This is a genomic window from Azospirillum sp. ST 5-10, from assembly GCF_051225715.1.
Taxonomy (GTDB): Bacteria; Pseudomonadota; Alphaproteobacteria; order Azospirillales; family Azospirillaceae; genus Azospirillum.
The window spans coordinates 1-25,086 of sequence record NZ_JBPJSP010000009.1 but is presented as its reverse complement, the minus strand read 5'-3'; the positions used below and the strand labels follow the sequence as shown (position 1 = coordinate 25,086).

Below are 25,086 nucleotides of genomic sequence, written 5' to 3'. Positions count from 1 at the left end.
CGGCCGGCCGGCGGCGGCCGCTACACCCCGCGGCCGCCCTGCAGGAAGGTCTGCAGCTTGCGCTGGTAGAAGGGTTGCGGCGACTGGTAGCGCGCCACCAGCCCATGCTCCTCGTCGAGACGGACGACGATGCCGCGGCACTGGAAGTCGATGTTCTCCTCGCCGATCTCGAAGGCGATGCGGAAATCGAACATCTGGCGGGCGATCAGGTCGCCGTCGTAGGGGCGGATGCGGAACGAGCCCAGGGCGAACTCTTCCGGCTGATACTGGTGCCGGTCGATGATGATGCGCGGCAGGGCCGCGGCACTCGTCTTCTTCGCCGTCGCGCCGGGAGCGGCGGCCTTGCCGCGGCCGCGAAACATCGATAGGAGCGACATGTGCGCCAGACCTCGCGTGCCGGAAGGGGAACCCCGACCAAAAGCCATACCTCCACCACTGTCCGCGGCAGCCGGTTGAACAACCGTTAACGAAGCGGCGAACCGTTCGATCTGCCGCACAATTGGCATGCCAACATCGGCCGCGCCGGGCCCGACCGGGACGATCGGCCGCATGTGGGGCGAGCATGGCCCCCATGCCCGCCGGCCGACGCCGGCGCGCTCGTCCGTCCGCCCGGATGGGATTAGTCTCGTCCGACACGGTGTCCAGTCTCCGCGGACCGCGTGCAAGACGGGGTCCCGGCCGTTTCCCGTGCCCGCTCGCGGGCCCCGCGCGTCGGCGCGGCGGAGGGGAGCCGCACCAGGGCTTGGACGCGACGCATGAACGCTTGCAGTTCGGGATGCCGCCGGAGGCGGCCGTGTGCGGACGATCCGGCGCCCAGGAGAGGAGAGCCGCCATGATGCAGCGCCATGTCGGGGACCTGCTCGGCAACCGCCGTGTCGTCACCCTGCCGCCCGGTGCCACCGTCCGCCAGGCCGCCGTCCAGATGGCGGCGGCGCACGTCGCCTCGGTGGTCGTCACGGCGGGCGCCGACGACCGTCTGGAGGGGATCTTCACGGAGCGCGACCTGACCGCGCGGGTGGTCGCCGGCGGCCTCGATCCCGACACCACGCCGCTCGCCGCGGTGATGACGCCCTGTCCCATCGCCGTCGACCGCGGCACCACCGTGCGCGACGCGCTGCGCCGCATGGCCGGCAACCGGCTGCGTCACCTTCCGGTGGTCGAGGACGGCAGGGTGGTGGGCGTCCTGTCCGTGCGCGACGTCGTGGGCGAGGAGCTCGCCCGGCTCGACCGCGAGAAGGAGCTGGCGGACAGCCTGACCGAGGTCATCTGAGCCGCCGCCCGGCGCCGCGCCTAGAGCAAGATCGCTTTTGGCCGATCCGGCCAAAAGCGATCTTGCTCTAACCATTTGAATTGAGAGCGGGATTCACACTCCAGGCGATTCCACCCGGAGTGATCCCGCTCTACCGGCCGAAGGCGCGGCGCCGCGCCTCGGCCTCGTCGGCCGGGACGATGTCCATGCCGATCGGCCACAGGGCGAGGCCGGCCAGCTTCAGGTGGGCCCAGGCGAAGGGCAGGCCGATGATGGTCAGCGCCAGCCCGACCGCGGTGATGAGGTGGCCGAGCGCCAGCCACCAGCCGGCGAAGACGAACCACAGGACGTTGCCGAGCGTGCCGAGCGCGCCGGTGCCCATATCCTCGCGCCCGCTGTGGGCGTCGCGGCGCACCGCCTGCTGGCCGAACGGCAGCAGCGTGTACCAGGCGATGGTGAAGGCGGCGCGGGCCCAGGGAATGCCGACGATCGTGATGATCATGACGACGCCGGCGATCAGCCAGCCCACCGCCATCCAGATGCCGCCGGTCAGCACCCAGAGAATGTTCAGCACCAGGCTCAGCAAGGACATGGCTTCTTCTCCCGTTTCGCCCACATGTGGGGAGGCGGCGGGCCGCGGACCAGACCCCGCCGGGCGGGAGGAAGCGTGAACGTGGGCGAAAGCGGATTCACCGGCGGCGAGGCCGCGGCGCGCGGCCTGTGGCGCCTCGCGCCGGACGTCGCCTACCTGAACCACGGCGGCTTCGGCGCCACCCCCGCCGCGGTGCTGGAGGTCCAGGCGGCGCTGCGCGAGCGCATCGAGGCGGCGCCCGGCCCGTTCTTCGCCCACGAGCATCCGGCCCTGCTGCGGGCCGCCGCGGCCGCCGTCGCCGGCTGGCTGGGCGGCCGCGGCGAGGATCTCGTGTTCGTCGACAACGCCACCGCCGCGGTCAACGCGGTGCTGCGCTCCTTCGCCCTGGAGCGGGGCGACGAGCTGCTGGTGACCTCGACCACCTACGGTGCGGTGCGCACCGCCGCCCGCTTCGCCGCCGCCGCGCCCGGCGCCCGCGTGGTCGAGGCGGTCCTGCCCCTGGCGCCGTCCGGTCCGCAGGCGGTCGCCGCCGCGCTCGAGGCGGCGCTGACGCCGCGCACCCGGCTCGCCGTCATCGACCACGTCGTCTCGGAGACGGCCCAGGTGCTTCCGGTCGCCGAGCTGGCGGCACGGCTGCGGGCGCGCGGCGTGGCGGTGCTGGTCGACGGCGCCCACGCGCCGGGGCAGGTGCCGCTCGACGTCGCGGCGGTGGGGGCCGACTGGTACGCCGCCAACCTGCACAAATGGGCCTTCGCGCCGCGCAGCTGCGGCGTGCTGTGGGCGGCGCCGCACCGCCAGGACGGGCTGGTCCCGCCGGTCGTGTCGTGGGGCTACGGCCAGGGCTACACCGCGGCGTTCGACTGGATGGGCACCCGCGACCCGACGCCCTGGCTGGCGGCCCCGGCCGGCATCGCCTTCCACGAGCGGCTGGGCGGCGCCCGGCTGATGGCGGAGAACCGCGCCCGCGTGCTGGCCGCCGCCCGCCTGCTGGAGGAGGCCTGGGGCGTGCGGGCGCCGGTGCCGGAGGCGATGACCGCGGCGATGCGGCTGGTGCCGCTGCCCGGCGACGCGCCCGCCACCGCCGAAGCGGCGGCGGCGCTGCGCCGCCGCCTGTGGGAGGAGGCCCGAATCGAGGTGCCGGTCCTGGCGCTCGGCGGCCGGCTGTGGGTGCGGCTGTCGGCCCAGGCCTACACCACCGCCGCCGACGCCGGGCGGCTGGCGGCGGCGGTGCGCCCTGCGACAGGGTGACGCCCGGGGTTCACGAAACGGTCATCGGCCGGGCGTCGCGGCAGGGAGTAGGATCGCCCGGGCGGCTTCCCCACCGGCCGACGGTGCAGCCATGGAAAAGACACGCATCATCGACGTCCTCGGCGAGGACGCGCTGCGTCTTCCCGGGATGCTCAACGAGGCGCTCGCCGCGAACGACCGCGCCAAGTACGGCTTCGCCCTGTTCCAGACGGCGGTCGCCAACGCCGCCCGCCCCGACCCGGAGGCGCCGACCCTGGCCGCCGAGCGCGTCGCCGCCGGCATCGACGACGACACCCTCGACGGCGTCGTCGCCGCGTGCCGCCAGGCCGAGGGCGGCTTCCTCCTGCCCGGCGCGGCGGGCCTGCACGCGCGCCTGGTCGCCGACGTGGCGCGCATGCTGGCGCCGCTGGAGCGCGCCGGAACGGCCGACGCCGCGGCCCTGCGCCAGCGCTGCGAGCGCCTGCTGGCGGCGCTGCCGGCACCCCGCGGCGACACCCTCGACGCCGGCTACGTGCCGGCCATCGCCTCCACCGACCGGGCGCACGGCGACAGCCTGCACCTCCTCGTGATGGACCTGCACAAGGCGCTGAACGCGCTGCAGACGCGCATCGCCGGCGGCGACGTCGACGGCGCCAGCGTCTACGGGCTGCTGCCCGACGACGAGCCTCTGGTGCGCGCCTTCATGCGCGGCCTGCACCGGACGGGCGCCCTCAAGTTCGACCATCCCGGGCTCGGCACCACGGCGACGCGCAGCGGCGGCCGGCTCATCCTGCAGAACGACATCGGCACCACCGACGCCCACGTCCTGGTCGTCCACGTCGAGGACCTCGCGGTCACCGTCACCTACACCGACGTGCACCTCGAGCGCCTGCTGTTCCTGCAGTCCCTGCTCGGCCGCTTCGCCGTCGCCTGGGACGACGCCCGCACCCGCCGGGCCGAGGGGCTGGAGGACCAGGGGCTGTTCCACCTGACGGTGGGAACCCACCGCGCCGCCGACCGCGACGGGCTGGAGAGCTATCTCGCCTTCCTGGCGTCGCGGCTGGTGTTCCTCATCGACTGGAATCGCGCCCGCAAGCGCCTGCGCCCGTTCGTCGGCAAGAAGGCGGCGGTGGCCGTGCTGGCGTGGGCCGCCGAGAACGACGTCGGCCACCGCGGCTTTCTGGAGATGGGCGGCGAGCGCCTGCTGTACGACGCCATCACCGCCGCCGCCGACACGCCGCTGCAGTACGGCGAGACCCTGGCGGGGATGGTCGGCGAGGCGCGCGCCGTGGAGTTCCTGAAGTTCGTCCTGCGCATCTGCGCCGAGGGGCTGCTGCGCGGCCGCTCCGAGGCGCTGATCCGCGAGGAGGTGACGGCCGAGCTGATCACCTGCTTCAAGTCGGTCGAGGAGGGGCTGGTCGGGCTGGTGGCCGAGCACGCCGCCCTGATCGTCGAGTGCGCCCAGGCGGTGCGCGACGCCCTGCTGCGGGCGCCCCACGACCCGGCCGGGACGGTGGCCGTACGGCTGGCGCGGCGGGCCAAGACGTGGGAGAGCCGGGCCGACCGCTGCGTCACCCAGACCCGGGCCCTGCTCGAGCGCGGCCGCGGCCACGGCGCCTTCCGCCCGCTCCTGGAGAACGCCGACGACGCCATCGACGGGCTCGAGGAGACGGCCTTCCTCCTCACGCTGCTGCCCGAGGTGGGACCGGCCGCCGCCCTGTGCCCGGTGCAGCAGGAACTGGCGGGGCTGCTGGTCGACGCGGCGCAGGAGTACGTCAAGGCCGTGGAGGCGGCGCGCCACGTCCGCCGTGGCGGCGCCCGCGAGGACCTGACCGACTTCCTGGAGGCCGTGGACCGCATCGTCACGCTGGAGCGCCGGACCGACGACGTCCACCGGCGGGTCAAGGCCGGGCTGCTGAGGGACGCCGCCGACTTCCGCCAGCTCCACCTGTTCACCGAGACCGCCCGCACCCTGGAGGAGGCCGCCGACGCGCTGATGCGGGCGGCCCTGATCCTGCGCGACCACGTCCTCGGCGACGTGATGAAGGCCTGAGCCGCCGCACATCGGGAGGGACACCATGTCCGCTTCGGACCGCCCGCTGCAGATCTGGGACTTCGGAGTGCCCGGCCAGGGCCCGCCGCCGACGCCGCAGGAGGTCGGCTTCAAGGCCTACAACCTGATGCGCATGGCGGCGCTCCGGCTGCCGGTGCCGCCGGGCTTCGTGCTCGGCACCGGCTACTGCCGCGCCGTCCTCGCCGGCGCGGTCGACGAGGCGGAGCTGGAGGCGCGCGTCGCCGGCCACGTGCGGCGGCTGGAGGAGGCGAGCGGGCGCGGCTTCGGCAGCCCGCGCCGGCCGCTGCTGGTGTCGGTCCGCTCGGGCGCCGCGGTGTCCATGCCGGGCATGCTGGAGACCGTGCTCAACGTCGGCCTGTGCGAGACGACCCTGGGCGGCCTGCTGCGCCTCACCGGCAACCCGCGCCTGGTGTGGGACAGCTACGCCCGCCTCGTCCGCACCTTCGCCGAGGTGGTGCACGGCTGTCCGCACGAGCCCTTCGCCGCCCTGCTGGACCGGGCGGTGCGGCGCGACGGCGTGGACACCCCGGCCGAGCTGGACGGGCAGGCTCTGGCGGCGCTCGCCGGCGACGCGCTCGCCGTCTACCGCGAGCGGGTCGGCCATGCCTTTCCCCAGGATCCGCACCGCCAGCTGATGCAGGCGATCACCGCCGTGTTCCGCTCGTGGACGGCGGAGAAGGCGGTGGCCTACCGCCGCCTGCACGGGCTCGACGATCGCGCCGGCACGGCGGTCACCGTGCAGGCCATGGTGTTCGGCAACGCCGGCGGCACCTCGGGCTCGGGCGTCGCCTTCACCCGCGACCCGGCCACGGGGGAGGACCGGCTCTACATGGACTTCCTGTTCAACGCCCAGGGCGAGGACGTGGTCTCCGGCCGCAGCGCGGTGCGCGACTCCGACCTGGCGGCGGTCCTGCCCGAGGTGGCGGCCGAGCTGGCCCGCGTGCGCCGCGTGCTGGAGGCCGAGATGCGCGACATGCAGGAGTTCGAGTTCACGGTGGAGGAGGGCCGCCTCCACCTGCTGCAGACGCGCACCGGCAAGCGCACGCCCTGGGCCGCCCTGCGCATCGCCGTCGATCTCGTCGGCGCGGGCCGGCTGACGCCCGGGGAAGGGCTGCGCCTGCTCGACGGCATCGACCTCGACCGGCTGGAGCGCGTCCGCCTGGTCGGCGCCGACGACGGGCTGTGCCTCGGCCGGGCGGTGCCGGCCGGGATCGGCGTCGCCGTCGGGCCGATCGCCTTCGACGCGCGGGCGGCGCGGGAGTTCGCCGCCCAGGGGCGCCCGGCCATCCTCGTGCGTCCCGACATCGCCACCGCCGACATCGCCGGCATCGCCGCGGCGGCCGGCGTGCTCACGGCGGTCGGTGGGCGCACCTCGCACGCCGCCGTGATCGCCCGCCAGCTCGACAAGGTGTGCCTCGTCGGCTGCGAGGGGCTGTCCGTCGACGGGGAGGCGCGGACCTGCACCCTGTGGGGCCGCCGCTTCGCCGAAGGGGACGTGCTGACCCTCGACGCCGACGGCGGCACCGTCCGCGCCGGCGCGGTGTCCCTCGTGCGCGAGCGGCCGGACGCCGAGCGGACGGTCGTCGCCGCCTGGCGGCGCGGCGACCGCGGCTGACGGCGCGGCTGCGGCGTTTCGCCGCGCCCCGGCCGGTGCGGACGCCGCCGGACGGCCCGTCCGGGTCCGCCGCGCCGCGGCCCGGCACGCCGTCGAGCGCCGCCGCTTGCATCGTCTGCGCGGTTGCGGGATTCTCCTTGCCGTCCGCAAGAGGGGTCTCGACCTCCGCCATCGGGAGATGCCGTTGCCGCAACCCGCCGTCGAGACGCCGTTGGACGACTCCCATCGTTCCGCCGAGACACGGCTGTACCGGCTGCAGTTCGTCGCGTCCCTCATCCTCTCGGCGCTCCTCGTGCTCGGTCTCGGCCTGTTCCTGGTGTACCAGCACGTCGCCGACTTCCAGGCCGGCCGGGCGCTCGCCGAGGCGCGCTACATCGAGGCGCAGCGCACGGTGCTGGTCCAGCAGGTGGAGAACGCGCGCGACTATCTCGCCTTCATGCGCTCGCGCACCGAGGTGGTGCTCAAGGACGCGATCCGCGCCCAGGTCGACCTCGCCCACGCCATCGCCACCGCCGTCCACGAGCGCGAAAGCGGCCGCCGCCCGCCGGCGGAGGTCCAGGACATGATCCGCGAGACGCTGCGGCCCCTGCGGTTCTTCGACGGGCGCGGCTATTTCTTCGTCGACGACCTCCAGGGCATCTGCGTCCTGCTGCCCATCAATCCCGAGCTGGAGGGCACGTCGCTGCTCGACAACCGGGACGACGCCGGGACCTTCATCATGCGCGACCTCATCCGCGCCGTGGAGGGGCCCGGGCACCGCGGCTTCGCGCGCTACCGCTGGTACGTGCCGGGCGGCGACGGACGCATGATGGAGAAGATCGCCTACGCCCGCCGCTTCGAGCCCTACGACTGGCTGATCGGCGCCGGCGAATATCTCGATCTCGTCGAGCAGCGGCTGCAGGAGGAGGCCCTCGCCCGGATGCGGGCGCTGCGCTTCGGCTCGGACGGCTACATCGCCGTCCTGCGGTCGGACGGCATGGTGCTGGTGTCGCCGATGACGCCGGACTCCGAGGGCCGGCTGGCGGCGGCCCTGCCGTCCGCCGAGGAGCGCCGGCTGATGGAGCGGCTGGTCGAGCAGGGCAACGCGGGCGGCGGCATCCTGCGCTACGACTGGCGGCGGCCGGCCACCGGGCGCATGGCGCCCAAGCTCTCCTACGTCTCCGCCCCCGACGCGTGGGGCTGGATCCTCGTCGCCGGGGTCTATCTCGACGATCTCGAGGCCGACCTGGCCGACCAGCGCCGCGAGCTGCGCGAGGGCGTCGAGCTGCGCATCGCCACCACGGTCGGGGTGCTGCTGCTAGCGCTGGCCGGCTCCAGCGCCACCTCGTGGCTGGTCACCCGGTGGATCCGCCGGCTGGTCGGCGGCTATCGCACCCGCGCGGCCGAGAGCGACACCATGCTGCGCGAGCGCGCGCGCCAGCTTCACCTCGCCAACTTCTTCCTCGACCACGTCTCGGAGATCGTCGTCCTGGCCGATGCGGAGCGCCGCGTCACCTCCGTCAATCCCTTCGGCTGCGCCGCCCTGGGCGCGCCGCTGGACGACCTCGTCGGCCGCCCCTCGGTGCTGCTCAAGGGCGTCGGCGACGGCGAGGGCGCCCGCTACGACACCGAATACCGCCGGCCGGACGGGCGCATCCTGCAGCTCGAGGTCACCGCCAGCCGCCTCGTCTACGACGGCCACGACCATTTCTGCGCCATCGCCCGCGACGTCACCGAGCGGCGCCGCGCCGAATGGGAGATGGGCCTGGCCGCCAAGGTGTTCGACCACGCCGTCGAGGGCATGATGGTCACCGACGCCGAGGCCCGCATGGTGGCGGTGAACGACGCCTTCGTGCGCATCACCGGCTTCGCCCGCGGCGAGGCGCTCGGCCGGGATCCGAAGATCCTGGCGTCCGGCCGCCACGACCCCGAGTTCTACGCCGCCCTGTGGCGCGCCCTGCTGGACGACGGCCAGTGGACCGGCGAGATCTGGAACCGCCGCAAGTCCGGCGAGGTCTACCCGGAGTGGCTGAGCATCCAGGCGGTGCGCGACGGGAGCGGCGGCGTGGTGAACTACATCGCCGCCTTCACCGATCTCAGCGAATCGCGGGCCCAGGAGGAGCGCATCCGCCGCCTCGCCCAGTACGACATCCTGACCGAGCTGCCCAACCGCGTCCTGCTGCGCGACCGGCTGGAGCGGGCGCTGGCGGCGGCGCAGCGCAGCGGGCACAGGGTGGGCGTGCTGGTGGTCGACCTCGACCGCTTCAAGACGGTCAACGATTCCCTCGGCCACGCCGTCGGCGACGCCCTGCTGCGCGAGATGGCCGCACGCCTGAGCCGGGCGGTGCGGACGAGCGACACCGTCAGCCGCCAGGGCGGCGACGAGTTCGTGATCCTGCTGTGCGACCTCGAGGTGCCCGAGGCCGCCGGCGGGGTCGCCCGCAAGCTGCTGCACGCCCTGTCGGAGCCCTGCCGGGTCGCCGGGCACGAGCTGCGGGTGACGCCCTCCATCGGCATCGCCGTCTCGCCCGACGACGGCGCCACCGTCGACGCGCTGCTCAAAAGCGCGGACATGGCGATGTACGCCGCCAAGGACTCGGGCCGCGCCACCTACCGGTTCTTCACGGCCGACCTCAACCGCCGGGCGTCGGACCGGCTGTGGCTGGAGAACAACCTGCGCCGCGCCATCGAGAACGGCGAGATGGAGCTGCATTACCAGCCGCAGATCCGCATCGACGGCCGCCGCCTGGTGGGCTGCGAGGCGCTGGTGCGCTGGCGCGAGCCCGACGGCCGCCTGATCCCGCCCTCCCAGTTCATTCCCATCGCCGAGGAGACCGGGCTGATCCTGGCGCTCGGCGACTGGGTGCTCGACGAGGCGTGCCGCCGCGCCGCCGCCCTGCCGCCGCCCGATGGGTCGGACGGGGCGTTCCGCATGGCCGTCAACCTGTCGGTGGTGCAGCTGCGCCGGCCCGGCCTGTGGCAGCGGGTGGCCGACACGCTGGGCCGCCACGGGCTGCCGGCCGAGCGGCTGGAGCTGGAGGTCACCGAGTCCATGCTGATGGAGGAGTCCGGGACGGTGACCGACACCCTGGCGCGCCTGCGCGAGATGGGGGTGGCGCTGGCCATCGACGATTTCGGCACGGGCTACTCGTCGCTCGGCTACCTCCGGCGCTTCCACGCGGACAAGCTGAAGATCGACCGCAGCTTCGTCGACGGCCTGTGCACCGGCCCCGACGGCGGGGTGATCGTCGCCGCCATCGTCAGCATGGCGCGGTCGCTCGGCATGGAGACGCTGGCCGAGGGGGTGGAGACGGCCGAGCAGTTCGACGCCCTCGCCGCCATGGGGTGCGAGCAGGTCCAGGGCTTCCTCGTCGGCCGCCCCATGCCCTTCGCCGAGTTCGCCGCGTTCGCGGCGCGCCCCGGCGAGGAGCGGCTCGACGCCTGACGGCGCGCTACAGGCGCCGCCGCACGATGGCGGCGATCTCGGCGTCCTCCAGCACCACCGGGTTGGTCGTCATCGACGAGCCGCGGCTGTCGGCGACGATGCGGCCGACGTCGGCCTCGGCGACCCCGTAGGCCGCCAGGCGGGGCAGGGCGAGCCGTTCCTGCCAGCCGCGCAGCACGGCCACCAGCGCGTCCTGCGCCGCCGTGTCGTCCATGGCGGCGGCGGTCGGCGCCGCCGTGTCGTCCATGCCGGCGGCGGTCGGCCCGGCTAGCAGGCGGCCGGCGCGCGCGTAGCGGGGCAGGGCCGGCCCGTCGGGGCGGCGCTCGCGCAGGGCGGCGAGGTTGACGGCGGTGGCCTCGGCGACCAGGGTGCCGCACACCACCCCGTGGGGGATCGGGAAGAAGGCGCCGAGCGGCGAGGCCAGCCCGTGCACCGAGCCGAGGCCGGTCTGCGCCAGGCAGATCCCCGACAGCAGCGCCGCGTAGGCGAGCCGGCCGCGGCCCTCGGCGCTGCCCTCCAGGGCCGGGAAGAAGCCGGCGGCGAAGGCCTCCAGGCCCGACCAGGCGAGCGCCTCGGTCAGCGGGTTGGCGCGGGTGGAGACCAGCGATTCCAGGAGCTGGGTGAAGGCGTCCATGCCGTTGGCGGCGAGCTGGCCGGGCGGGCAGGTCGCCAGCAGGTCGGGGTCGACCACCGCCACCCGGGCGACCAGCGCGTCGTCGCGGAACGACTTCTTGAAGCCGGCCGGGCCGTGGCGGCTGAGCACGGCGTTCTTGGTCGCCTCGCTGCCGGTGCCGGCGGTGGTCGGCACGGCGACGAAGGGCAGGGCGGGGCCGGTGTAGGGGACGCCGCGCCCGACCCCCTCCAGGTGGTCGAGCACCGAGTTGCCGGGCACCAGCAGCCCGGCCAGCGCCTTGGCGAAGTCGAGCACCGAGCCGCCGCCGATGCCGACCACCACGGCGATCCCGTCGCCGCGGTGGGCCGCCACCGCCGCGTCCACCTGCTCCGGCGACGGCTCGCCGGCGATGGCGGTGGCGCTCCAGGCGACGCCGCGTGCCGCCAGCCCGTCGAGCAGGGCCTGCCAGCGCGGCGAGGCGCGGAACGAGGCGCCGCCGGTGACCAGCAGCGCCCGCCCGCCCAGGGCGGCGATCTCGTCGGGCAGGCCGGCGACGCTGCCCGCGCCGAAGACGATGCGCGGCAGGCGGGCGATGGCGAAGGGGGCGATGGGGGGCATGGCGGCTCGCAAGGGGACAGGGGAGTGGACGCGGCGGTCCCCCCTCCCGCCCTCCCCCCACTGCGCGGGGGGAGGAGAAAAGCCCTCCCCCGCGCAGTGGGGGAGGGTTGGGTGGGGGACCGCCGCGACGGTGTGGGCCAGGGCGGCAACGCCGCCCCCTCTTCGTTCAGGGCGGCAACGCCGCCCCCTCGTCCTTCAGCCCGACACCGGTCAGCCGGCGCCGCCGCGCCTCGGTCATCAGGCGGACCAGCGTGTCGGCGGCGGTGTCGTAGTCCAGGCCGTCGGGCGGGTGGATGTTGGAGATGCAGTTGCGCTCGGCGTCGCTGCGGCCGGGCCGCGGCTCCCAGGTGAGATAGACGCCGAGGCTGTCGGCGGCGCTGAGCCCCGGCCGCTCGCCGATCAGCACCGCCACCAGGGCGGCGCCGAGGCGCTGGCCGACGGCGTCGCCGAGCGCCACCCGCGCCTGGTGGGCCAGCACCACCGGCGCCACGCGCCAGCCGGCGAGGCGGGCCAGCACCGTCTTCAGCATGGGGGCGGCGTGGGCGTGCACCGCGGTCGCCGACAGCCCGTCGCCGATCACGAAGGCGACGTCGTACGCCCCCGCGGCCAGCGCCGCCGCACTCTCCGGCGCCAGCCGCCGGCCGAGGTCGGGGCGCTGCAGGTAGGTGGCGCGGTCGGGGGCGGCGCTGCGCACCTCGACGGCGGCGAGCCCGTCCAGGCCGGCGGTCACCGCGGCGGGGTCGAAGGGGGTGTGGACGGCGTCGCGGGCGCGGGCGTGGGCGAGCTGGAAATCGAGCAGCGCCGTCGTCGGCAGCCCGTCGCCGCTGCGGCCCAGGCCGATGCGGGCGCGGGTGGCGGCGCGCAGGCGCGCCCAGGGGTCGTTCGCCGGGGCGGTCATGCGGCGGTGTCCGCGCCGGCGAGCAGGGCCCGGAGCCGCGGCGCCGGCAGCTCGCGCACCCGGCCGTCGTCGCCGAGCAGGCCCATGCCGTCGAGCCAGGACTCGAACTCCGGCGCCGGCCGCAGGCCCAGCGCGCTGCGCAGGTAGAGGGCGTCGTGGTAGGAGGTGCTCTGGTAGTTCAGCATGACGTCGTCGGCCCCCGGCACGCCCATGACGAAGTTGACGCCGGCGACCCCCAGCAGGGTGAGCAGGCCGTCCATGTCGTCCTGGTCGGCCTCGGCGTGGTTGGTGTAGCAGACGTCCACCCCCATGGGCAGGCCGAGCAGCTTGCCGCAGAAATGGTCCTCCAGCCCGGCGCGGGCGATCTGCTTGCCGTCGTAGAGGTATTCCGGGCCGATGAAGCCGACCACCGTGTTGACCAGCAGCGGCTTGAAGGCGCGGGCGACGGCGTAGGCGCGGGCCTCGCAGGTCTGCTGGTCGACGCCGTGGTGGGCGTCGGCCGACAGCGCCGAGCCCTGGCCGGTCTCGAAGTACATGACGTTGTCGCCCACCGTGTGGCGGCCGAGCGACAGGGCGGCGTCGCGCCCCTCCTTCAGCACCGCGAGGTCGACGCCGAAGGCGCGGTTGGCGGCCTCGGTGCCGGCGATCGACTGGAAGACGAGGTCGACGGGGGCGCCGCGCTCGATGCAGGCGAGCGTGTTGGTGACGTGGGTCAGCACGCAGGACTGGGTGGGGATGGCGTAGCGCCGGCGCACCTCGTCGATCAGGGTCAGCAGCGCCATCGCCGCGGGGATGCTGTCGGTGGCCGGGTTGATGCCGATGACGGCGTCGCCGCAGCCCATCACCAGCCCGTCGAGGATCGAGGCGGCGATGCCGCGCGGGTCGTCGGTGGGGTGGTTGGGCTGGATGCGCACGGCCAGCCGGCCGGGCAGGCCCAGCGTGTCGCGGAAGGCGGAGACGACGCGGATCTTGCGGGCCACGGCGATGAGGTCCTGGTTGCGCATCAGCTTCGACACGGCGGCCGCCATCTCCGGCGTCAGCCCCGGCGCCAGCGCCGCCAGCGCCGCGCCGTCGGCGGCGTCGGACAGCAGCCAGTCGCGCAGGCCGCCGACGGTGAGGGCGGCGACCGGCGCGAAGGCCGCCCGGTCGTGGGTGTCGACGATGAGGCGGGTGACCTCGTCCGTCTCGTAGGGCACCACCGCCTCGTTGAGGAACGCGGCGAGCGGCAGGTCGGCGAGGACCCTCCGGGCGGCGACCCGCTGCTCGTCGCTCGCCGCCGCCACCCCGGCCAGCGCGTCGCCGGAGCGGAACGGCGTGGCGGCGGCGAGCAGGGCCTTGAGGTCGGCAAAGACGTGGCGGGTGTGGCCGACGGTGGTGGCGTGCATGACACTCCCCGGGCTGCGCGGACCCGCCAGCCTACCGCATCGCGGCACGGCGCCAAAGCCGGATGAGCGGTGGCGGGCGGGGTGCCTTCGGAGCGCGCCGCCGCCGGGGCCGGGGGTGGCGATCCGCGGCCCGGCGCGGAGGGTGACGCCTCCGCGACGGCGTCGTCGTGGGTGATGGCAACGTTTCGATCCACGCCCTCACGCGGAGGGCGACCCAGGCACCGCCGCCGATCAGGTAGCCGTTGGTGACGTTTCGATCCACGCCCTCGCACGGAGGGCGACGCTCCACTTCCCGGACCGAGGCCCGGTGCTTCTCGGTTTCGATCTACGCCGCACGGAGGGCGACCAGCACGGACCTGACCCTCGCCGAGCTGATGGCGTTTCGATCCACGTCCTCGCACGGAGGGCGACGTGGTCGGTTCGTTGACGTGGGTGGCGACCAAGCGTTTCGATCCACGCCTCGCACGGAGGGCGACCTCGCCGGTGCGTCGCTCCGGTCCGCGGTGCATCGTTTCGATCCACGCCCTCGCACGGAGGGCGACGAGATAGCGCGGTAGTCGGCGGCCAGCGTGCGCAGCGCCTCCAGGCAGGGGCGCAGGAAGGGCAGGGGCAGGGTCTGCGCCTCGTCCAGCACGATGACCGAGCCGGCGATGTTGTGGAGCTTGCGGCAGCGCGACGGGCGCGCCGCGAACAGGCTCTCGAAGAACTGGACGGCGGTCGTCACCACCACCGGGCGGTCCCAGTTCTCCGCGGCCTGGCGGATCTTGCGGCCGCCGTCGCGGTCCTCGTCGTCGCGTCCCGTCCCCTTGGCCGCCGCGCCGGGATCGTAGGCGCTGTGGTGTTCCAGCACCGCGTCGTCGTCGCCCAGCGCCTCGCGGAACACGTCGGCCGTCTGCTCGACGATGGAGGTGAAGGGAATGACGTGGATGACCCGGCGGAAGCCGGGATGGTGGTGCGCGTGCTCCAATGCGAAGGCCAGCGACGCCAGGGTCTTGCCGCCGCCGGTCGGCACGGTCAGCGAGAACAGGCCCGGCGGCAGCGCCGCCCGTTCCATCACCGTGTCGAGGACGCGGCCGCGCAACGCGTTGACCGGGCTGAGGGGCTTTTCGAGCTTGTCAGCCTTTTCGGTCATGTGCGCAGCCAGCCGATCCCGCACCTCCGCCAGCCCGACGACACTGCCGCGGTCGGGCGTCTGGCCGTCGAGTCCGAGATAGTAGCGCTCGGTCTCCAGGAAGTCGGCGTCGACCAGGCAGGAGAACAGCATCCGGCCGAGCAGGGACGCAGCGAGCGGCGCTGCGTCGGGATCGCGGCGGCGTGCTCCCAGTTCGGCCAGCACCGCGTCGGCGGGCGGCAGATCGATGCCGGCCGGCGGGCGTGGCGGCGCGCATCCCTTCAGCCGCTCCTTGAGGGGCGTAGCGCCCGCACCGGCCCGGCTGCCGTTGGCGAGGCCGGCGTGGTGGCCGGCGATGCCGAACGCCAGCAGCTTGCCCAGGGGATGGCCATAGAGTGCCATGGCCAGGGCGGCGCCGGCGGTGGAGTGGTCGGGGCTGGTGCCCTTGCCGCGGATATAGGCCTGGAAGGCCGGCAGGGCTTTGCCGAGATCGTGCAGCCGCCCCATGGCCCGCACCGTCTCCGGGCAGCCGACGCGCGCCGCGAAGCCGGCGGCCCGGTCGCCCACCGCCCGCAGATGATCGCTCAGCGGCTCCCAGGCGCCTTCGTCGCGGCCGGGTGCGGAATGGGCGTAGAGCGGGGAGGCAGCCACGGCAGCGGACCCTCGTCAGAACAAACGAAGCGGTGCCGATGATGTTGCAGCACAACGGATCGGATGTAAAGCTGGCGCCATCCACCCGTATGACGCGCTTTCCCAATGGTGGGCCCGGGGCGGGCCGCCCCCTCGGTGTCCCGACGCCCCCGGCACCGGTGGACGGCGGCGACACGACGCACCGACGCGGACAGCGGCGGCGTGCGCGGCGGTCAGTCGGCGAGGTCGAGGCGTCGGTTGATGCGGTCGATCTGCTCACGCAGGCGGTCCATCTGGGCTTGCAAGTGAACCACGGTTTCCGCATCCCCAGCCTGATCCCGCCGAAGGCCAGCGATCATGCGACCTTGATCGTTGAGGCGCGACAGCATCTCGATCATCAGGCCTTCCATGGGTTCCTGTCGCTGATCGATCCGGCGCAGGTGGACCAGAACGAGATTTTCCGGCTCGTCGCTCATGTCGCTCCCCCCGCGTCGGTGACGATTGCGCTGCGCACGGATCGAATGTGGAGGCGGAGGCACCGCCTGTGAAGGCGCGAAGCCCTCGGCACGGCGTTCATCGGACGTCCCGGCGGAGCAGGGCGCTCATGGGCGATCGCCGACGGCGATGGCGTGCTTGTGCAGCTTGGCGTAGAGGTTGGTGCGCGACAGGCCGAGCGCCCGGGCGGCCTCCAGCTTGTTGCCGTCGGCCGCGGCGAGGGCGTCGAGGATGAGCGAGCGCTCCAGCGCGTCCATCGCCTCGGCCAGCGGACGTGCCTTCTCCGCCGGCGCCGGGCGGCGGGCGATGTCGGGGAGGATGTCGGCGAAGTCGCCGGCCTCGATGCGCTCGCCGTCCGTGCGCACGTACACCTGCTCGACGACGTTGGCCAGCTCGCGGACGTTGCCGGGCCAGTCGTGGCCGCGCAGGACGTCGAGGGCCGACGGCGTGAGGTCGCGCATCGGCTGGTCGAGGCTCGCCGCCACGCGCTCGGAAAAGAACGAGGCGAGGATCTCCAGGTCCTCCTTGCGCTCCCGCAGCGCCGGGAGATGGATGGGAAAGACGTTGAGCCGGTAGTAGAGGTCGGAGCGGAACGTGCCGGCGCGGACCATCTCCGGCAGGGGCCGGCTGGTGGCGGCGACGATGCGGACGTCGACCTTGACCACCTCGTTGGAGCCGAGCGGTTCCACCTCGCGCTCCTGCAGGGCGCGCAGCAGCTTGGCCTGGAGCGCCAGCGGCATGTCGCCGATCTCGTCGAGGAACAGCGTGCCGCCGTGCGCGAGCTGGAACTTGCCCGGCCGCGGCTGCCGCCCGGCGCCGGTGTACGCCCCCGGCGCCACGCCGAAGAACTCGGCCTCCAGCAGGGTCTCCGGCACGGCCGCGACGTTGATGCCGACGAAGGGGCGGTCGACCCGGTCCGACGCCGCGTGCACGGCGTGCGCCACCAGCTCCTTGCCCGTTCCCGTCTCGCCCGACAGCAGCACCGGCGAGGCGATCTGGCCGGCCTTGCGCACCAGCCGCTTCACCTGGCGCATCGCCGGGCCGAAGCCGACCAGGTTCTCCGCGGTGTATTTCGACGTCCGGCTGGCGGCCACCTCGCGCTCCATCCGCTCCAGGCGCGACTGCAGCTTGGCGAAGCGCTCGGCGATCGGGCGGAGATGGGCGAGGCTGTTCTTGAGCGCGAAGGCGATGGCGCCGATCACCTCGCCCCGCTCGTCGCGCAGGGGCAGCCGGCTCACCAGCAAGGTGTGCTCGCCGTAGCGCATGATGTCGAGCGGCAGCGAGCGCCCGGTCTCCACCACCTCGCGCATCCGGCTGTGCGGGATGATCCGTTCGACCGGATGGCCGACCAGGTCGGCCGAGGAGCGCAGCCCCAGCAGCGCCATCCGCTTGTCGTTGAACCAGACGTGCTTGTCGTTGGACCAGATGATCCGCGCCTCCTTGTCGACCAGGATGGCGCCGTCGATCATCTCGTCGATCATCACCATCAGCGCGCGCGCCGCGGCGAACGCATCGTTCCCTTCCGTCGGCATGGTCCCGCCCTCCCGCGTCCCGTCAAGATCCCGGACATTATCTGTCAGAAATCAGGACACGGCGACAGCGCGGATTCACGGGACTTTGCGCGGTCGGCGGCGGCGGACTGTTCGGGATCCGGGACACTCTCCCCGCCGGCGCTCCCGCCGTCGCCGGCAAACGCCTGCGATTGCGCGGTTTTCGCATGTGGCACGCGCCTTGCTGATGATGGGTCAGACAGAACGCGGGCACAACGGACAATCGGTCGGGCGGCGCCCGCATGCCGCAAGGGGAGACGGTGCCGGGCATGGCACAGCAACGAATCGGTATCATCGGCGCCGGGCTCATGGGGCACGGGATCGCGCAGGCCTTCGCCGTCGCCGGCCACCGCGTCGACATCCACGAGCCCGACCCCGGCCGCCGCGCCGCGGTCGCCGACCGGGTCCGCGCCAACCTCGACGCGCTCGGGCTGGATCCTGCGGCGGCGGACCGCATCCGGCCTTGCGTGACGCTCGACGACGCGGCCGCCGACGCCGACGTGGTCATCGAGGCGGTGCCCGAGGATCTCGAGCTCAAGCGCCGCATCTTCGTGGCGGTCGAGTCCGTGGCCCCGCCCCATGCCCTGCTGGCGAGCAACACCTCGGCGATCCCGATCGGGCGGATCATGGCGCCGCTGCGCAACCCGTCGCGGGCGCTGGGCACCCACTGGTGGAACCCGCCCCACCTGATCCCGCTCGTCGAGGTCGTCCAGGCGCCGGCCACCGACGGCTCGGCGGTCGCCGCGATGATCGGCCTCCTGACGGCGATCGGCAAGATGCCGGTGCACGTCCGCAAGGATGTCCCCGGCTTCATCGGCAACCGCCTGCAGCACGCGCTGTGGCGCGAGGCGATCGCCCTCGTCGCCGACGGCGTGTGCGACGCCGAGACCGTCGACACCGTCGTCAAGACCAGCTTCGGGCGGCGCCTCGCCGTGCTGGGGCCGCTGGAGAACGCCGACCTCGTCGGCACCGACCTGACCCTGGCGGTGCAGGAGTATGTGCTGCCCGACCTCGACCGCACGCCCGGCCCGTCGCCGCTGCTCCGCGACCTCGTCGCCTCGGGCCGTCTCGGCATGAAGAGCGGCGCCGGCTTCCGGACCTGGAGCGAGGGGCAGCGGGACGAGATCCACCGCCGCCTGGCGGACCACCTGCGGCGCCTCGACGAGGGCATGCGCACCTGACCGGCGGCGTGCCGCCCCCGTTTCCACCGGCCCGCGGCGTTCCGCGCGGGTCCCACGAGGAGAGAGAGACCACAGATGCGGAACCGAACCGCCGTCGTCACCGGCTCCACCAGCGGCATCGGTCTGGCGACCGCCCGCGCCCTCGCCGTCCGCGGCTGCGACGTCATGCTCAACGGCCTCGGCGAGCGGGCCGAGATCGACCGGGCGTGCGCCGACATCGCCGCCGCCGGCGGCACCAGGATCGTCTATTCCGACGCCGACCTCAGCCGGCCCGAAGGGGCGCGCGCCCTGATGGCCGAGGCGGCCGCGACCCTGGGGCCGGTCGACATCCTGGTCAACAACGCCGGGGTGCAGCACGTGGCCGCCCTGCACGATTTCCCCGAGGAGAAGTGGGACCTCGTGCTGGCGGTAAACCTGTCGGCCGCCTTCCACACCATCAAGGCGGCCGTGCCGGCCATGATCGAGCGGAAATGGGGCCGCATCGTCAACACCTCGTCGGTGCTGGGCCTGGTCGGGGCGCCGCACAAGCCGGCCTACGTCGCCGCCAAGCACGGCCTGGTCGGGCTGACCAAGTCGGTGGCGATCGAGGTCGCCGAACACGGCATCACCTGCAACGCGGTGTGCCCGGGCACGGTCATGACCCCCATCATCGAGCGGCAGATCGCCCAGCAGGCGCAGGTCACCGGCCTGCCCGAGGAGCGGGTGCTCAAGGCCGTGTTCCTGGAGAAGATGCCGCTCGCCCGGCTGGTGACGCCCGACGAGGTCGCCGCCGCCATCGCCTTCCTGTGCTCCGAGGAGGCGGGATCGATCACCGGCACCGCCATCCCCGTGGACGGCGGCTACACGACGCACTGAGCCGCCGGTGCCGTCCCCCAACCACCAGAAACCACAACACCGGGAGTGAAACATGCGCATCATCCTGCTCGCCGGGGCCGCCGTCGCCGCCCTGGTGTCCGGCGCCGCCCTGTCCCGCAGCGCCCAGGCCCAGATGTCGGACGACGTGATCAAGATCGGCATGCTGTCGGACCGCTCCGGCATCTACGCCGACATCAACGGCGAGGGCTCCGCCATCGCCGCGCGCCTGGCCGCCGAGGAGTTCGGCAACGCCATCAACGGCACGAAGGTCGAGATCATCGTCGGCGACCACCAGAACAAGGCGGACATCGCCGCCAGCCTGGCCCGGCAGTGGATCGACACCGAGAAGGTCGACGTCGTCGCCGACGTGCCGAACTCGGCCGCCGCGCTGGCCGTCCAGGAGATCACGCGGGACAAGAAGCGCATCTTCCTGATGTCCGGCCCCGGCTCGCCCGACCTGACCGGCTCGACGTGCAGCCCCTACGGCTTCCACTGGACCTGGGACAACCACGCGGTCGCCAGCGCCACCGCCCGCGCGCTGGTCGAGCAGGGCAAGAAGAGCTGGTACTTCATCACCGCCGACTACGCCTTCGGCCATTCGCTGGAGGCCGAGGCGGCCACCACCGTGAAGCAGCTCGGCGGCACCGTCGCCGGCAGCGTGCGCCACCCCCTGGCGACCGCCGACTTCTCGTCCTTCCTCCTGCAGGCGCAGGCGTCGGGCGCGCAGGTCGTCGGCTTCGCCAACGCCGGCGGCGACACCATCAACGCCATCAAGCAGTCGGCCGAGTTCGGCCTGCCCCAGGGCGGCCAGACGCTGGCCGGTCTGCTGCTGAACATCAACGACATCCACGCGCTGGGGCTGCCGACGGCGCAGGGCCTGATGTTCGCCAACTCCTTCTACTGGGACATGAACGACGACACCCGCGCCTGGTCGAAGCGGTTCGAGGAGCGCACCGGCCGCAAGCCGTCGATGAACCAGGCCGGCGTCTACTCCTCGGTCAAGCACTACCTGGAGGCCGTGAAGGCCGCCGGCACCGACGATCCCGACAAGGTCGCCGCCCAGATGCGCAAGACGCCCGTCAACGACATGATGATGAAGGACGTCCGCATCGGCGCCAACGGCCGCGTCTTCAACAACATGTACCTGCTGCAGGTGAAGGCGCCGGACCAGTCCAAGTACGCCTGGGACTACGCCAGCGTCGTCAAGACGATCCCCGGCGACCAGGCGTACATCGCCGAGAAGCACAGCGGCTGCGCCCTCGTGAAGTGACGGGCGACGTGGCGGGCGGGGACCGGCGCCCCGCCCGACCGCCCCGGATCACCGGAACGGACATCACGACCATGGACGACACGATCCTGGAAGCCCGCGGGCTGACGAAGGAGTTCAAGGGCTTCGTCGCGGTGAAGGAGGTGGACCTGCGGGTCCGCCGCGGCACCATCCACGCGCTGATCGGGCCCAACGGAGCGGGCAAGAGCACGGTGTTCAACCTGCTCAGCAAGTTCCTGACGCCGACGCGCGGGCGCATCCTCTACAAGGGGCGCGACATCACCGCCATGAAGCCGGCCGACGTGGCCCTGCTCGGGCTGGTGCGCTCGTTCCAGATCTCCGCCGTCTTCCCGCACCTCTCGGTGCTGGAGAACGTGCGCGTGGCGCTGCAGCGCCCGCGCGGCACCAGCTTCCATTTCTGGAAGCCGGAGGCGAGCCTGCACGACCTGCACGGCCGGGCGCTGGAGCTGATCGAGGCGGTCAACCTCGGGCCCTGGGCCGGCCACGTCGCCGCCGAGCTGCCCTACGGCCGCAAGCGGGCGCTGGAGATCGCCACCACCCTGGCGCTCGACCCCGAGGTGATGCTGCTCGACGAGCCGCTGGCGGGGATGGGCCACGAGGACATCGAGCGCACCGCCGCCCTCATCCGCCGCGTCGCCGCCGAGCGCACGGTGGTCATGGTCGAGCACAACCTGTCGGTCGTCGCCGACCTCTCCGACACCATCACCGTGCTGCGCCGCGGCGAGATCCTGGCGGAGGGGCCGTACGCGCAGGTGTCGCGCAACCGCGAGGTCATGGAGGCGTACATGGGCAGCGGCGAGGTGGGGCATGCGTGACGGCGCCGTGACGGATGTCGCCACCGGGGGGGCCGCCGGCGGCGCCGGGTCGGCGATGCTGGAGATCCGCGACCTGCACGCCTTCTACGGCGAGAGCCACGTGCTGCACGGGGTGGGTCTGGAGGTCCGGCAGGGCGAGGTGGTGACCCTGCTGGGCCGCAACGGCGCCGGCAAGACGACGACGATGCGCGCGGTCATGGGCATCGTCGGCAAGCGCACCGGCTCGATCCGCCTGCGCGGCCGGGAGCTCATCGGCCTGGCGCCGCACCGGGTGCCGCGCCTCGGCATCGGCTACGTGCCGGAGGAGCGCGGCATCTTCTCCAGCCTGTCGGTGGAGGAGAACCTGACCCTGCCGCCGGTGGTCAAGCCCGGCGGCATGACGGTGGCGCAGATCCACGCGCTGTTCCCCAACCTGCGCGAGCGGGGCGCCACGCCGGGCACGCGGCTGTCGGGGGGCGAGCAGCAGATGCTGGCGATCGCCCGCATCCTGCGCACCGGCGCCGACCTGATCCTGCTGGACGAGCCGACCGAGGGCCTGGCGCCGGTCATCATCGAGCAGATCGGCGTCGCCGTGCGCACCTTGAAGCAGCGCGGGTTCACCATCGTGCTGGTCGAGCAGAACTTCCGCTTCGCCGCGACCATCGCCGACCGGCACTACGTCATGGAGGAAGGCCGCGTCGTCGACATGATCGCCAACGACCAGCTCGCCCGCAACATGGACAAGCTGCACGGCTATCTCGGGGTCTGAGGGCCGGACGACAGCGGAAAGGGAAACGCGGCTCCATGGCCACACTGTTCGGAATTCCATCGCAGGCCCTGTTCGGGCAATTGCTGCTGGGGCTGATCAACGGCTCGTTCTACGCGCTGCTGAGCCTGGGCCTGGCGGTCATCTTCGGCATGCTGAACGTCATCAACTTCGCCCACGGCGCGCTCTACATGGTCGGCGCCTTCGTCGCCTGGCTGCTGCTGACCACCTTCGGGCTCGGCTACTGGTGGGCGCTGGGGTTGGCGCCGCTGGCGGTCGGCCTGCTCGGCGTGGCGCTGGAAAAGACCATGCTGTCGCGCCTCTACAAGCTCGACCATCTCTACGGCCTGCTGCTGACCTTCGGCTTGGCGCTGATCCTGGAAGGCGCCTTCCGCCACCAGTACGGCGTGTCGGGCCAGCCCTATCCGATCCCGCCGGCGTTCCAGGGCGGGCAGAACCTGGGCTTCATGTTCCTGCCGAACTACCGCGGCTGGATCGTCGTCGCGGCGCTGGTGGTCTGCTTCGGCACCTGGTTCGCCATCGAGCGCACGCGGCTCGGCGCCTATCTGCGCGCCGCCACCGAGAACCCGGTGCTGGTGCAGGCCTTCGGCATCAACGTGCCGGCCATGGTCACCCTGACCTACGGCTTCGGCGTGGCGCTGGCCGGCTTCGCCGGCGTGCTGGCGGCGCCGATCTACTCGGTCAACCCGCTGATGGGCTCCAACCTCATCGTCGTCGTCTTCGCCGTGGTGGTGATCGGTGGCATGGGCTCGATCCTCGGCGCCATCGTCACCGGCCTGGGGCTCGGCCTGCTCGAGGGGCTGACCAAGGTCTTCTACCCCGAAGCCTCCAACATCGTGGTGTTCATCGTCATGGCGATCGTCCTCCTCCTCAAGCCCGCCGGCCTCTTCGGACGGGAGCGCTGACCCATGACCGACACCCAAGTCTCTCCCTCGCGGTTCGCGGCCGGTGCGTCGGCCGTCGATGCGACCTGGCGGGCCGTGCTGCTCGGCATCGGGCTGCTGGCCGCGGTCGCGGCGCCGTTCGTGCTGTATCCCGTGTTCGTGATGAAGGTGCTGTGCTTCGCGCTGTTCGCCTGCGCCTTCAACCTGCTGATCGGCTTCGCCGGCCTGCTGTCGTTCGGGCACGCCGCGTTCTTCGGGGCGGCCGCCTACGTCAGCGCCCACGCGGCCAAGGTGTGGGGCCTGACGCCGGAGCTCAGCATCCTGCTCGGCACCCTGTGCGCCGCGGCACTCGGCGCCGCCTTCGGCGTGCTGGCGATCCGCCGGCAGGGCATCTACTTCGCCATGATCACCCTGGCGCTGGCGCAGATGATCTTCTTCCTCGCCCTGCAGCTGCCCTTCACCCATGGCGAGGACGGCATCCAGGCGGTGCCGCGCGGCCACCTGTTCGGGGTGATCGACCTGAACCAGCCGCTCTCCATGTACTACACCGTGCTGGCGGTGTTCCTGTTCGGCTTCGCAGTGATCTGGCGCACCGTGCACTCGCCGTTCGGCCAGGTGCTCAAGGCAATCCGCGAGAACGAGGCGCGGGCGGTGTCGCTCGGCTACCGGACGGAGCGCTACAAGCTGCTCGCCTTCGTGCTGTCGGCCGGCCTGGCCGGGCTCGCCGGTGCCACCAAGGCGCTGGTGTTCCAGCTCGCCTCGCTGACCGACGTCACCTGGCAGATGTCGGGCGAGGTGGTGCTGATGACCCTGCTGGGCGGCATGGGCACCCTGTTCGGCCCGGTCGTCGGCGCCGGCATCGTCGTCACCCTGGAAAGCCATCTCGCCGGCACCAGCCTGCCGGTGCCCGTGGTCATCGGCGTCATCTTCGTCGTCTGCGTCCTCGTCTTCCGCCGCGGCATCGTCGGCGAGATCGCCCACCGCCTGCGCCGGCGCTGACCGGCGCCGTCTACCGCCGCGGGGCTTCCCCGCCGTCGGGCACCAGCAGGCGGGCGCACAGGTCGCGGGGCGCGTCGAACGGGGCGGCGGCCTGGTCGTGGCGCAGCAGGCTGTCGCCGAAGACGAAGGCGTAGAAGAGATGGGCCCGGGCGTAGGCCTCCGCCGGGGAGAGGCCGAGCGCGGCGAACAGCTCCGACACGCAGGCCAGCCGCTCGCGGTCGACGGCGGCGACGGTCGCCGCCGCCCGGGTGTCGTGGCGGGCCCAGTCGCGCACCGCCAGCTCGATCGCCATGCCGCGGGGGTTGCCGCGGTCGAGATAGAGCGAGAGCAGCGCGCGCAGGCGCTCCGCCGGGTCGGCGCCGTCGAGACGGGTCTGCGTCTTGATGGTGGCGATGCGCCGCTCCGCCCAGGCATCGAGCAGCGCCGCCAGCAGCGCCGGACGGTCGCGGAAGTGCCAGTAGAAGCTGCCCTTGGTGACGTGCAGCCCCTTCGCCAGCACCTCCACCCGCACCCGCTCGACGCCGCCTTCGGCGAGCGCCGCGAAGGCGGCGCCGAGCCACGCCTCGCGCGTCTTGGCCCTGGCCTCGCCGGCGGTGTCTTGGGCGGTCATGGCGGGGTCTCCTCGAGGGGCGGCGTGGTCGCGTCGGTCCCCCACCCAACCCTCCCCCACTGCGCGGGGGAGGGCTTTCTCCTCCCCCCGCGCAGTGGGGGGAGGCCGGGAGGGGGGACCGACACGACCACCTCAGCCCAGGGCGTCGGTGAGCTCCGGCACCGCCTTGAAGAGGTCGGCGACGAGGCCGTAGTCGGCGACCTGGAA

Annotated in this window: 21 protein-coding genes; 12 read left to right on the top strand and 9 right to left on the bottom strand. The window is 73.1% G+C overall.

Features of this window, described 5'->3' with window-relative positions; translation table 11 throughout:
• Window positions 1-20: 20 nt before the first annotated feature.
• Window positions 21-377 (bottom strand): hypothetical protein, encoded by a 357-nt coding sequence (locus ACSBPG_RS12365; RefSeq protein WP_435537473.1) that lies wholly within the window; start codon window positions 375-377, stop codon window positions 21-23.
• A 455-nt stretch (window positions 378-832) separates the two neighbouring features.
• Between ACSBPG_RS12365 and ACSBPG_RS12360 the strand changes: the two genes are divergently transcribed.
• Window positions 833-1,270, top strand: a complete 438-nt coding sequence (locus ACSBPG_RS12360; RefSeq protein WP_435537472.1) for a CBS domain-containing protein — start codon at window positions 833-835, stop codon at window positions 1,268-1,270.
• A gap of 130 nt (window positions 1,271-1,400) precedes the next feature.
• On the opposite strand, the gene ACSBPG_RS12355 is transcribed toward ACSBPG_RS12360, so the two are convergent.
• Complete coding sequence (locus ACSBPG_RS12355; protein WP_435537471.1) at window positions 1,401-1,841, bottom strand: YccF domain-containing protein; 441 nt, start codon at window positions 1,839-1,841, stop codon at window positions 1,401-1,403.
• Window positions 1,842-1,916: 75 nt separating this feature from the next.
• Here ACSBPG_RS12355 and ACSBPG_RS12350 point away from each other — a divergent pair, with 75 nt between their 5' ends.
• The 4 genes from ACSBPG_RS12350 (at window position 1,917) to ACSBPG_RS12335 (ending at window position 10,181) form a co-directional block, all read left to right on the top strand.
• Complete coding sequence (locus tag ACSBPG_RS12350; RefSeq protein ID WP_435537470.1) at window positions 1,917-3,089, top strand: aminotransferase class V-fold PLP-dependent enzyme; 1,173 nt, start codon at window positions 1,917-1,919, stop codon at window positions 3,087-3,089.
• Between the two features lie 91 nt (window positions 3,090-3,180).
• Window positions 3,181-5,121 carry a DUF47 domain-containing protein gene (locus ACSBPG_RS12345; RefSeq protein ID WP_435537469.1) on the top strand — a complete coding sequence of 647 codons (1,941 nt, stop codon included), beginning with the start codon at window positions 3,181-3,183 and terminating at the stop codon, window positions 5,119-5,121.
• Window positions 5,122-5,146: 25 nt separating this feature from the next.
• Window positions 5,147-6,757: a PEP/pyruvate-binding domain-containing protein gene (locus ACSBPG_RS12340; RefSeq protein ID WP_435537468.1), complete on the top strand. Its 1,611-nt coding sequence runs from the start codon at window positions 5,147-5,149 to the stop codon at window positions 6,755-6,757.
• 184 nt (window positions 6,758-6,941) lie between these two features.
• Window positions 6,942-10,181 carry a bifunctional diguanylate cyclase/phosphodiesterase gene (locus ACSBPG_RS12335; protein WP_435537467.1) on the top strand — a complete coding sequence of 1,080 codons (3,240 nt, stop codon included), beginning with the start codon at window positions 6,942-6,944 and terminating at the stop codon, window positions 10,179-10,181.
• Between the two features lie 7 nt (window positions 10,182-10,188).
• On the opposite strand, the gene ACSBPG_RS12330 is transcribed toward ACSBPG_RS12335, so the two are convergent.
• The 6 genes from ACSBPG_RS12330 to ACSBPG_RS12305 all read right to left on the bottom strand — a co-directional run bounded on the left by ACSBPG_RS12330 (window position 10,189) and on the right by ACSBPG_RS12305 (window position 17,463).
• The gene (locus ACSBPG_RS12330) at window positions 10,189-11,412 is read right to left on the bottom strand and encodes an iron-containing alcohol dehydrogenase (RefSeq protein ID WP_435537466.1); all 1,224 of its coding nucleotides are present in this window, start codon (window positions 11,410-11,412) and stop codon (window positions 10,189-10,191) included.
• Between the two features lie 166 nt (window positions 11,413-11,578).
• Complete coding sequence (eutC, locus tag ACSBPG_RS12325; protein WP_435537465.1) at window positions 11,579-12,310, bottom strand: ethanolamine ammonia-lyase subunit EutC; 732 nt, start codon at window positions 12,308-12,310, stop codon at window positions 11,579-11,581.
• Window positions 12,307-13,695, bottom strand: a complete 1,389-nt coding sequence (locus tag ACSBPG_RS12320) for an ethanolamine ammonia-lyase subunit EutB (RefSeq protein ID WP_435537464.1) — start codon at window positions 13,693-13,695, stop codon at window positions 12,307-12,309. The genes eutC and ACSBPG_RS12320 overlap by 4 nt, the downstream gene beginning before the upstream one ends.
• 325 nt (window positions 13,696-14,020) lie before the next feature.
• The gene (locus tag ACSBPG_RS12315; protein WP_435537463.1) at window positions 14,021-15,457 is read right to left on the bottom strand and encodes a CRISPR-associated endonuclease Cas3''; all 1,437 of its coding nucleotides are present in this window, start codon (window positions 15,455-15,457) and stop codon (window positions 14,021-14,023) included.
• A 212-nt stretch (window positions 15,458-15,669) separates the two neighbouring features.
• The gene (locus ACSBPG_RS12310; protein WP_435537462.1) at window positions 15,670-15,912 is read right to left on the bottom strand and encodes a hypothetical protein; all 243 of its coding nucleotides are present in this window, start codon (window positions 15,910-15,912) and stop codon (window positions 15,670-15,672) included.
• Window positions 15,913-16,038: 126 nt separating this feature from the next.
• On the bottom strand, window positions 16,039-17,463 hold the full coding sequence (locus ACSBPG_RS12305) for a sigma-54 interaction domain-containing protein (protein ID WP_435537461.1): 1,425 nt from the start codon (window positions 17,461-17,463) through the stop codon (window positions 16,039-16,041).
• Window positions 17,464-17,750: 287 nt separating this feature from the next.
• Here ACSBPG_RS12305 and ACSBPG_RS12300 point away from each other — a divergent pair, with 287 nt between their 5' ends.
• The 7 genes from ACSBPG_RS12300 (at window position 17,751) to ACSBPG_RS12270 (ending at window position 24,269) form a co-directional block, all read left to right on the top strand.
• Window positions 17,751-18,662 (top strand): 3-hydroxyacyl-CoA dehydrogenase family protein, encoded by a 912-nt coding sequence (locus tag ACSBPG_RS12300; protein ID WP_435537460.1) that lies wholly within the window; start codon window positions 17,751-17,753, stop codon window positions 18,660-18,662.
• Window positions 18,663-18,737: 75 nt separating this feature from the next.
• Window positions 18,738-19,517, top strand: a complete 780-nt coding sequence (locus ACSBPG_RS12295) for a 3-hydroxybutyrate dehydrogenase (RefSeq protein ID WP_435537459.1) — start codon at window positions 18,738-18,740, stop codon at window positions 19,515-19,517.
• Window positions 19,518-19,569: 52 nt separating this feature from the next.
• Window positions 19,570-20,787 carry an ABC transporter substrate-binding protein gene (locus tag ACSBPG_RS12290; RefSeq protein ID WP_435537458.1) on the top strand — a complete coding sequence of 406 codons (1,218 nt, stop codon included), beginning with the start codon at window positions 19,570-19,572 and terminating at the stop codon, window positions 20,785-20,787.
• A gap of 71 nt (window positions 20,788-20,858) precedes the next feature.
• On the top strand, window positions 20,859-21,620 hold the full coding sequence (locus ACSBPG_RS12285) for an ABC transporter ATP-binding protein (RefSeq protein WP_435537457.1): 762 nt from the start codon (window positions 20,859-20,861) through the stop codon (window positions 21,618-21,620).
• A complete protein-coding gene (locus ACSBPG_RS12280; RefSeq protein ID WP_435537456.1) occupies window positions 21,613-22,368 on the top strand; it encodes an ABC transporter ATP-binding protein in 756 nt (251 codons plus the stop codon). The genes ACSBPG_RS12285 and ACSBPG_RS12280 overlap by 8 nt, the downstream gene beginning before the upstream one ends.
• Before the next feature lie 35 nt (window positions 22,369-22,403).
• Window positions 22,404-23,291 (top strand): branched-chain amino acid ABC transporter permease, encoded by an 888-nt coding sequence (locus ACSBPG_RS12275; protein ID WP_435537455.1) that lies wholly within the window; start codon window positions 22,404-22,406, stop codon window positions 23,289-23,291.
• Between the two features lie 3 nt (window positions 23,292-23,294).
• A complete protein-coding gene (locus tag ACSBPG_RS12270; protein WP_435537454.1) occupies window positions 23,295-24,269 on the top strand; it encodes a branched-chain amino acid ABC transporter permease in 975 nt (324 codons plus the stop codon).
• Between the two features lie 10 nt (window positions 24,270-24,279).
• On the opposite strand, the gene ACSBPG_RS12265 is transcribed toward ACSBPG_RS12270, so the two are convergent.
• The gene (locus ACSBPG_RS12265; RefSeq protein ID WP_435537453.1) at window positions 24,280-24,879 is read right to left on the bottom strand and encodes a TetR/AcrR family transcriptional regulator; all 600 of its coding nucleotides are present in this window, start codon (window positions 24,877-24,879) and stop codon (window positions 24,280-24,282) included.
• Between the last annotated feature and the right edge of the window lie 207 nt (window positions 24,880-25,086).

Excerpts from the sequence above, each read along its gene's own strand:
- ACSBPG_RS12365 (WP_435537473.1), bottom strand. The coding sequence starts at position 377 with ATGTCGCTCCTATCGATGTTTCGCGGCCGCGGCAAGGCCGCCGCTCCC.
- ACSBPG_RS12360 (WP_435537472.1), top strand. The coding sequence starts at position 833 with ATGATGCAGCGCCATGTCGGGGACCTGCTCGGCAACCGCCGTGTCGTC.
- ACSBPG_RS12355 (WP_435537471.1), bottom strand. The coding sequence starts at position 1,841 with ATGTCCTTGCTGAGCCTGGTGCTGAACATTCTCTGGGTGCTGACCGGC.
- ACSBPG_RS12345 (WP_435537469.1), top strand. The coding sequence starts at position 3,181 with ATGGAAAAGACACGCATCATCGACGTCCTCGGCGAGGACGCGCTGCGT.
- ACSBPG_RS12340 (WP_435537468.1), top strand. The coding sequence starts at position 5,147 with ATGTCCGCTTCGGACCGCCCGCTGCAGATCTGGGACTTCGGAGTGCCC.
- ACSBPG_RS12330 (WP_435537466.1), bottom strand. The coding sequence starts at position 11,412 with ATGCCCCCCATCGCCCCCTTCGCCATCGCCCGCCTGCCGCGCATCGTC.
- eutC (WP_435537465.1), bottom strand. The coding sequence starts at position 12,310 with ATGACCGCCCCGGCGAACGACCCCTGGGCGCGCCTGCGCGCCGCCACC.
- ACSBPG_RS12320 (WP_435537464.1), bottom strand. The coding sequence starts at position 13,695 with ATGCACGCCACCACCGTCGGCCACACCCGCCACGTCTTTGCCGACCTC.
- ACSBPG_RS12310 (WP_435537462.1), bottom strand. The coding sequence starts at position 15,912 with ATGAGCGACGAGCCGGAAAATCTCGTTCTGGTCCACCTGCGCCGGATC.
- ACSBPG_RS12305 (WP_435537461.1), bottom strand. The coding sequence starts at position 17,463 with ATGCCGACGGAAGGGAACGATGCGTTCGCCGCGGCGCGCGCGCTGATG.
- ACSBPG_RS12300 (WP_435537460.1), top strand. The coding sequence starts at position 17,751 with ATGGCACAGCAACGAATCGGTATCATCGGCGCCGGGCTCATGGGGCAC.
- ACSBPG_RS12295 (WP_435537459.1), top strand. The coding sequence starts at position 18,738 with ATGCGGAACCGAACCGCCGTCGTCACCGGCTCCACCAGCGGCATCGGT.
- ACSBPG_RS12290 (WP_435537458.1), top strand. The coding sequence starts at position 19,570 with ATGCGCATCATCCTGCTCGCCGGGGCCGCCGTCGCCGCCCTGGTGTCC.
- ACSBPG_RS12285 (WP_435537457.1), top strand. The coding sequence starts at position 20,859 with ATGGACGACACGATCCTGGAAGCCCGCGGGCTGACGAAGGAGTTCAAG.
- ACSBPG_RS12280 (WP_435537456.1), top strand. The coding sequence starts at position 21,613 with ATGCGTGACGGCGCCGTGACGGATGTCGCCACCGGGGGGGCCGCCGGC.
- ACSBPG_RS12275 (WP_435537455.1), top strand. The coding sequence starts at position 22,404 with ATGGCCACACTGTTCGGAATTCCATCGCAGGCCCTGTTCGGGCAATTG.
- ACSBPG_RS12270 (WP_435537454.1), top strand. The coding sequence starts at position 23,295 with ATGACCGACACCCAAGTCTCTCCCTCGCGGTTCGCGGCCGGTGCGTCG.
- ACSBPG_RS12265 (WP_435537453.1), bottom strand. The coding sequence starts at position 24,879 with ATGACCGCCCAAGACACCGCCGGCGAGGCCAGGGCCAAGACGCGCGAG.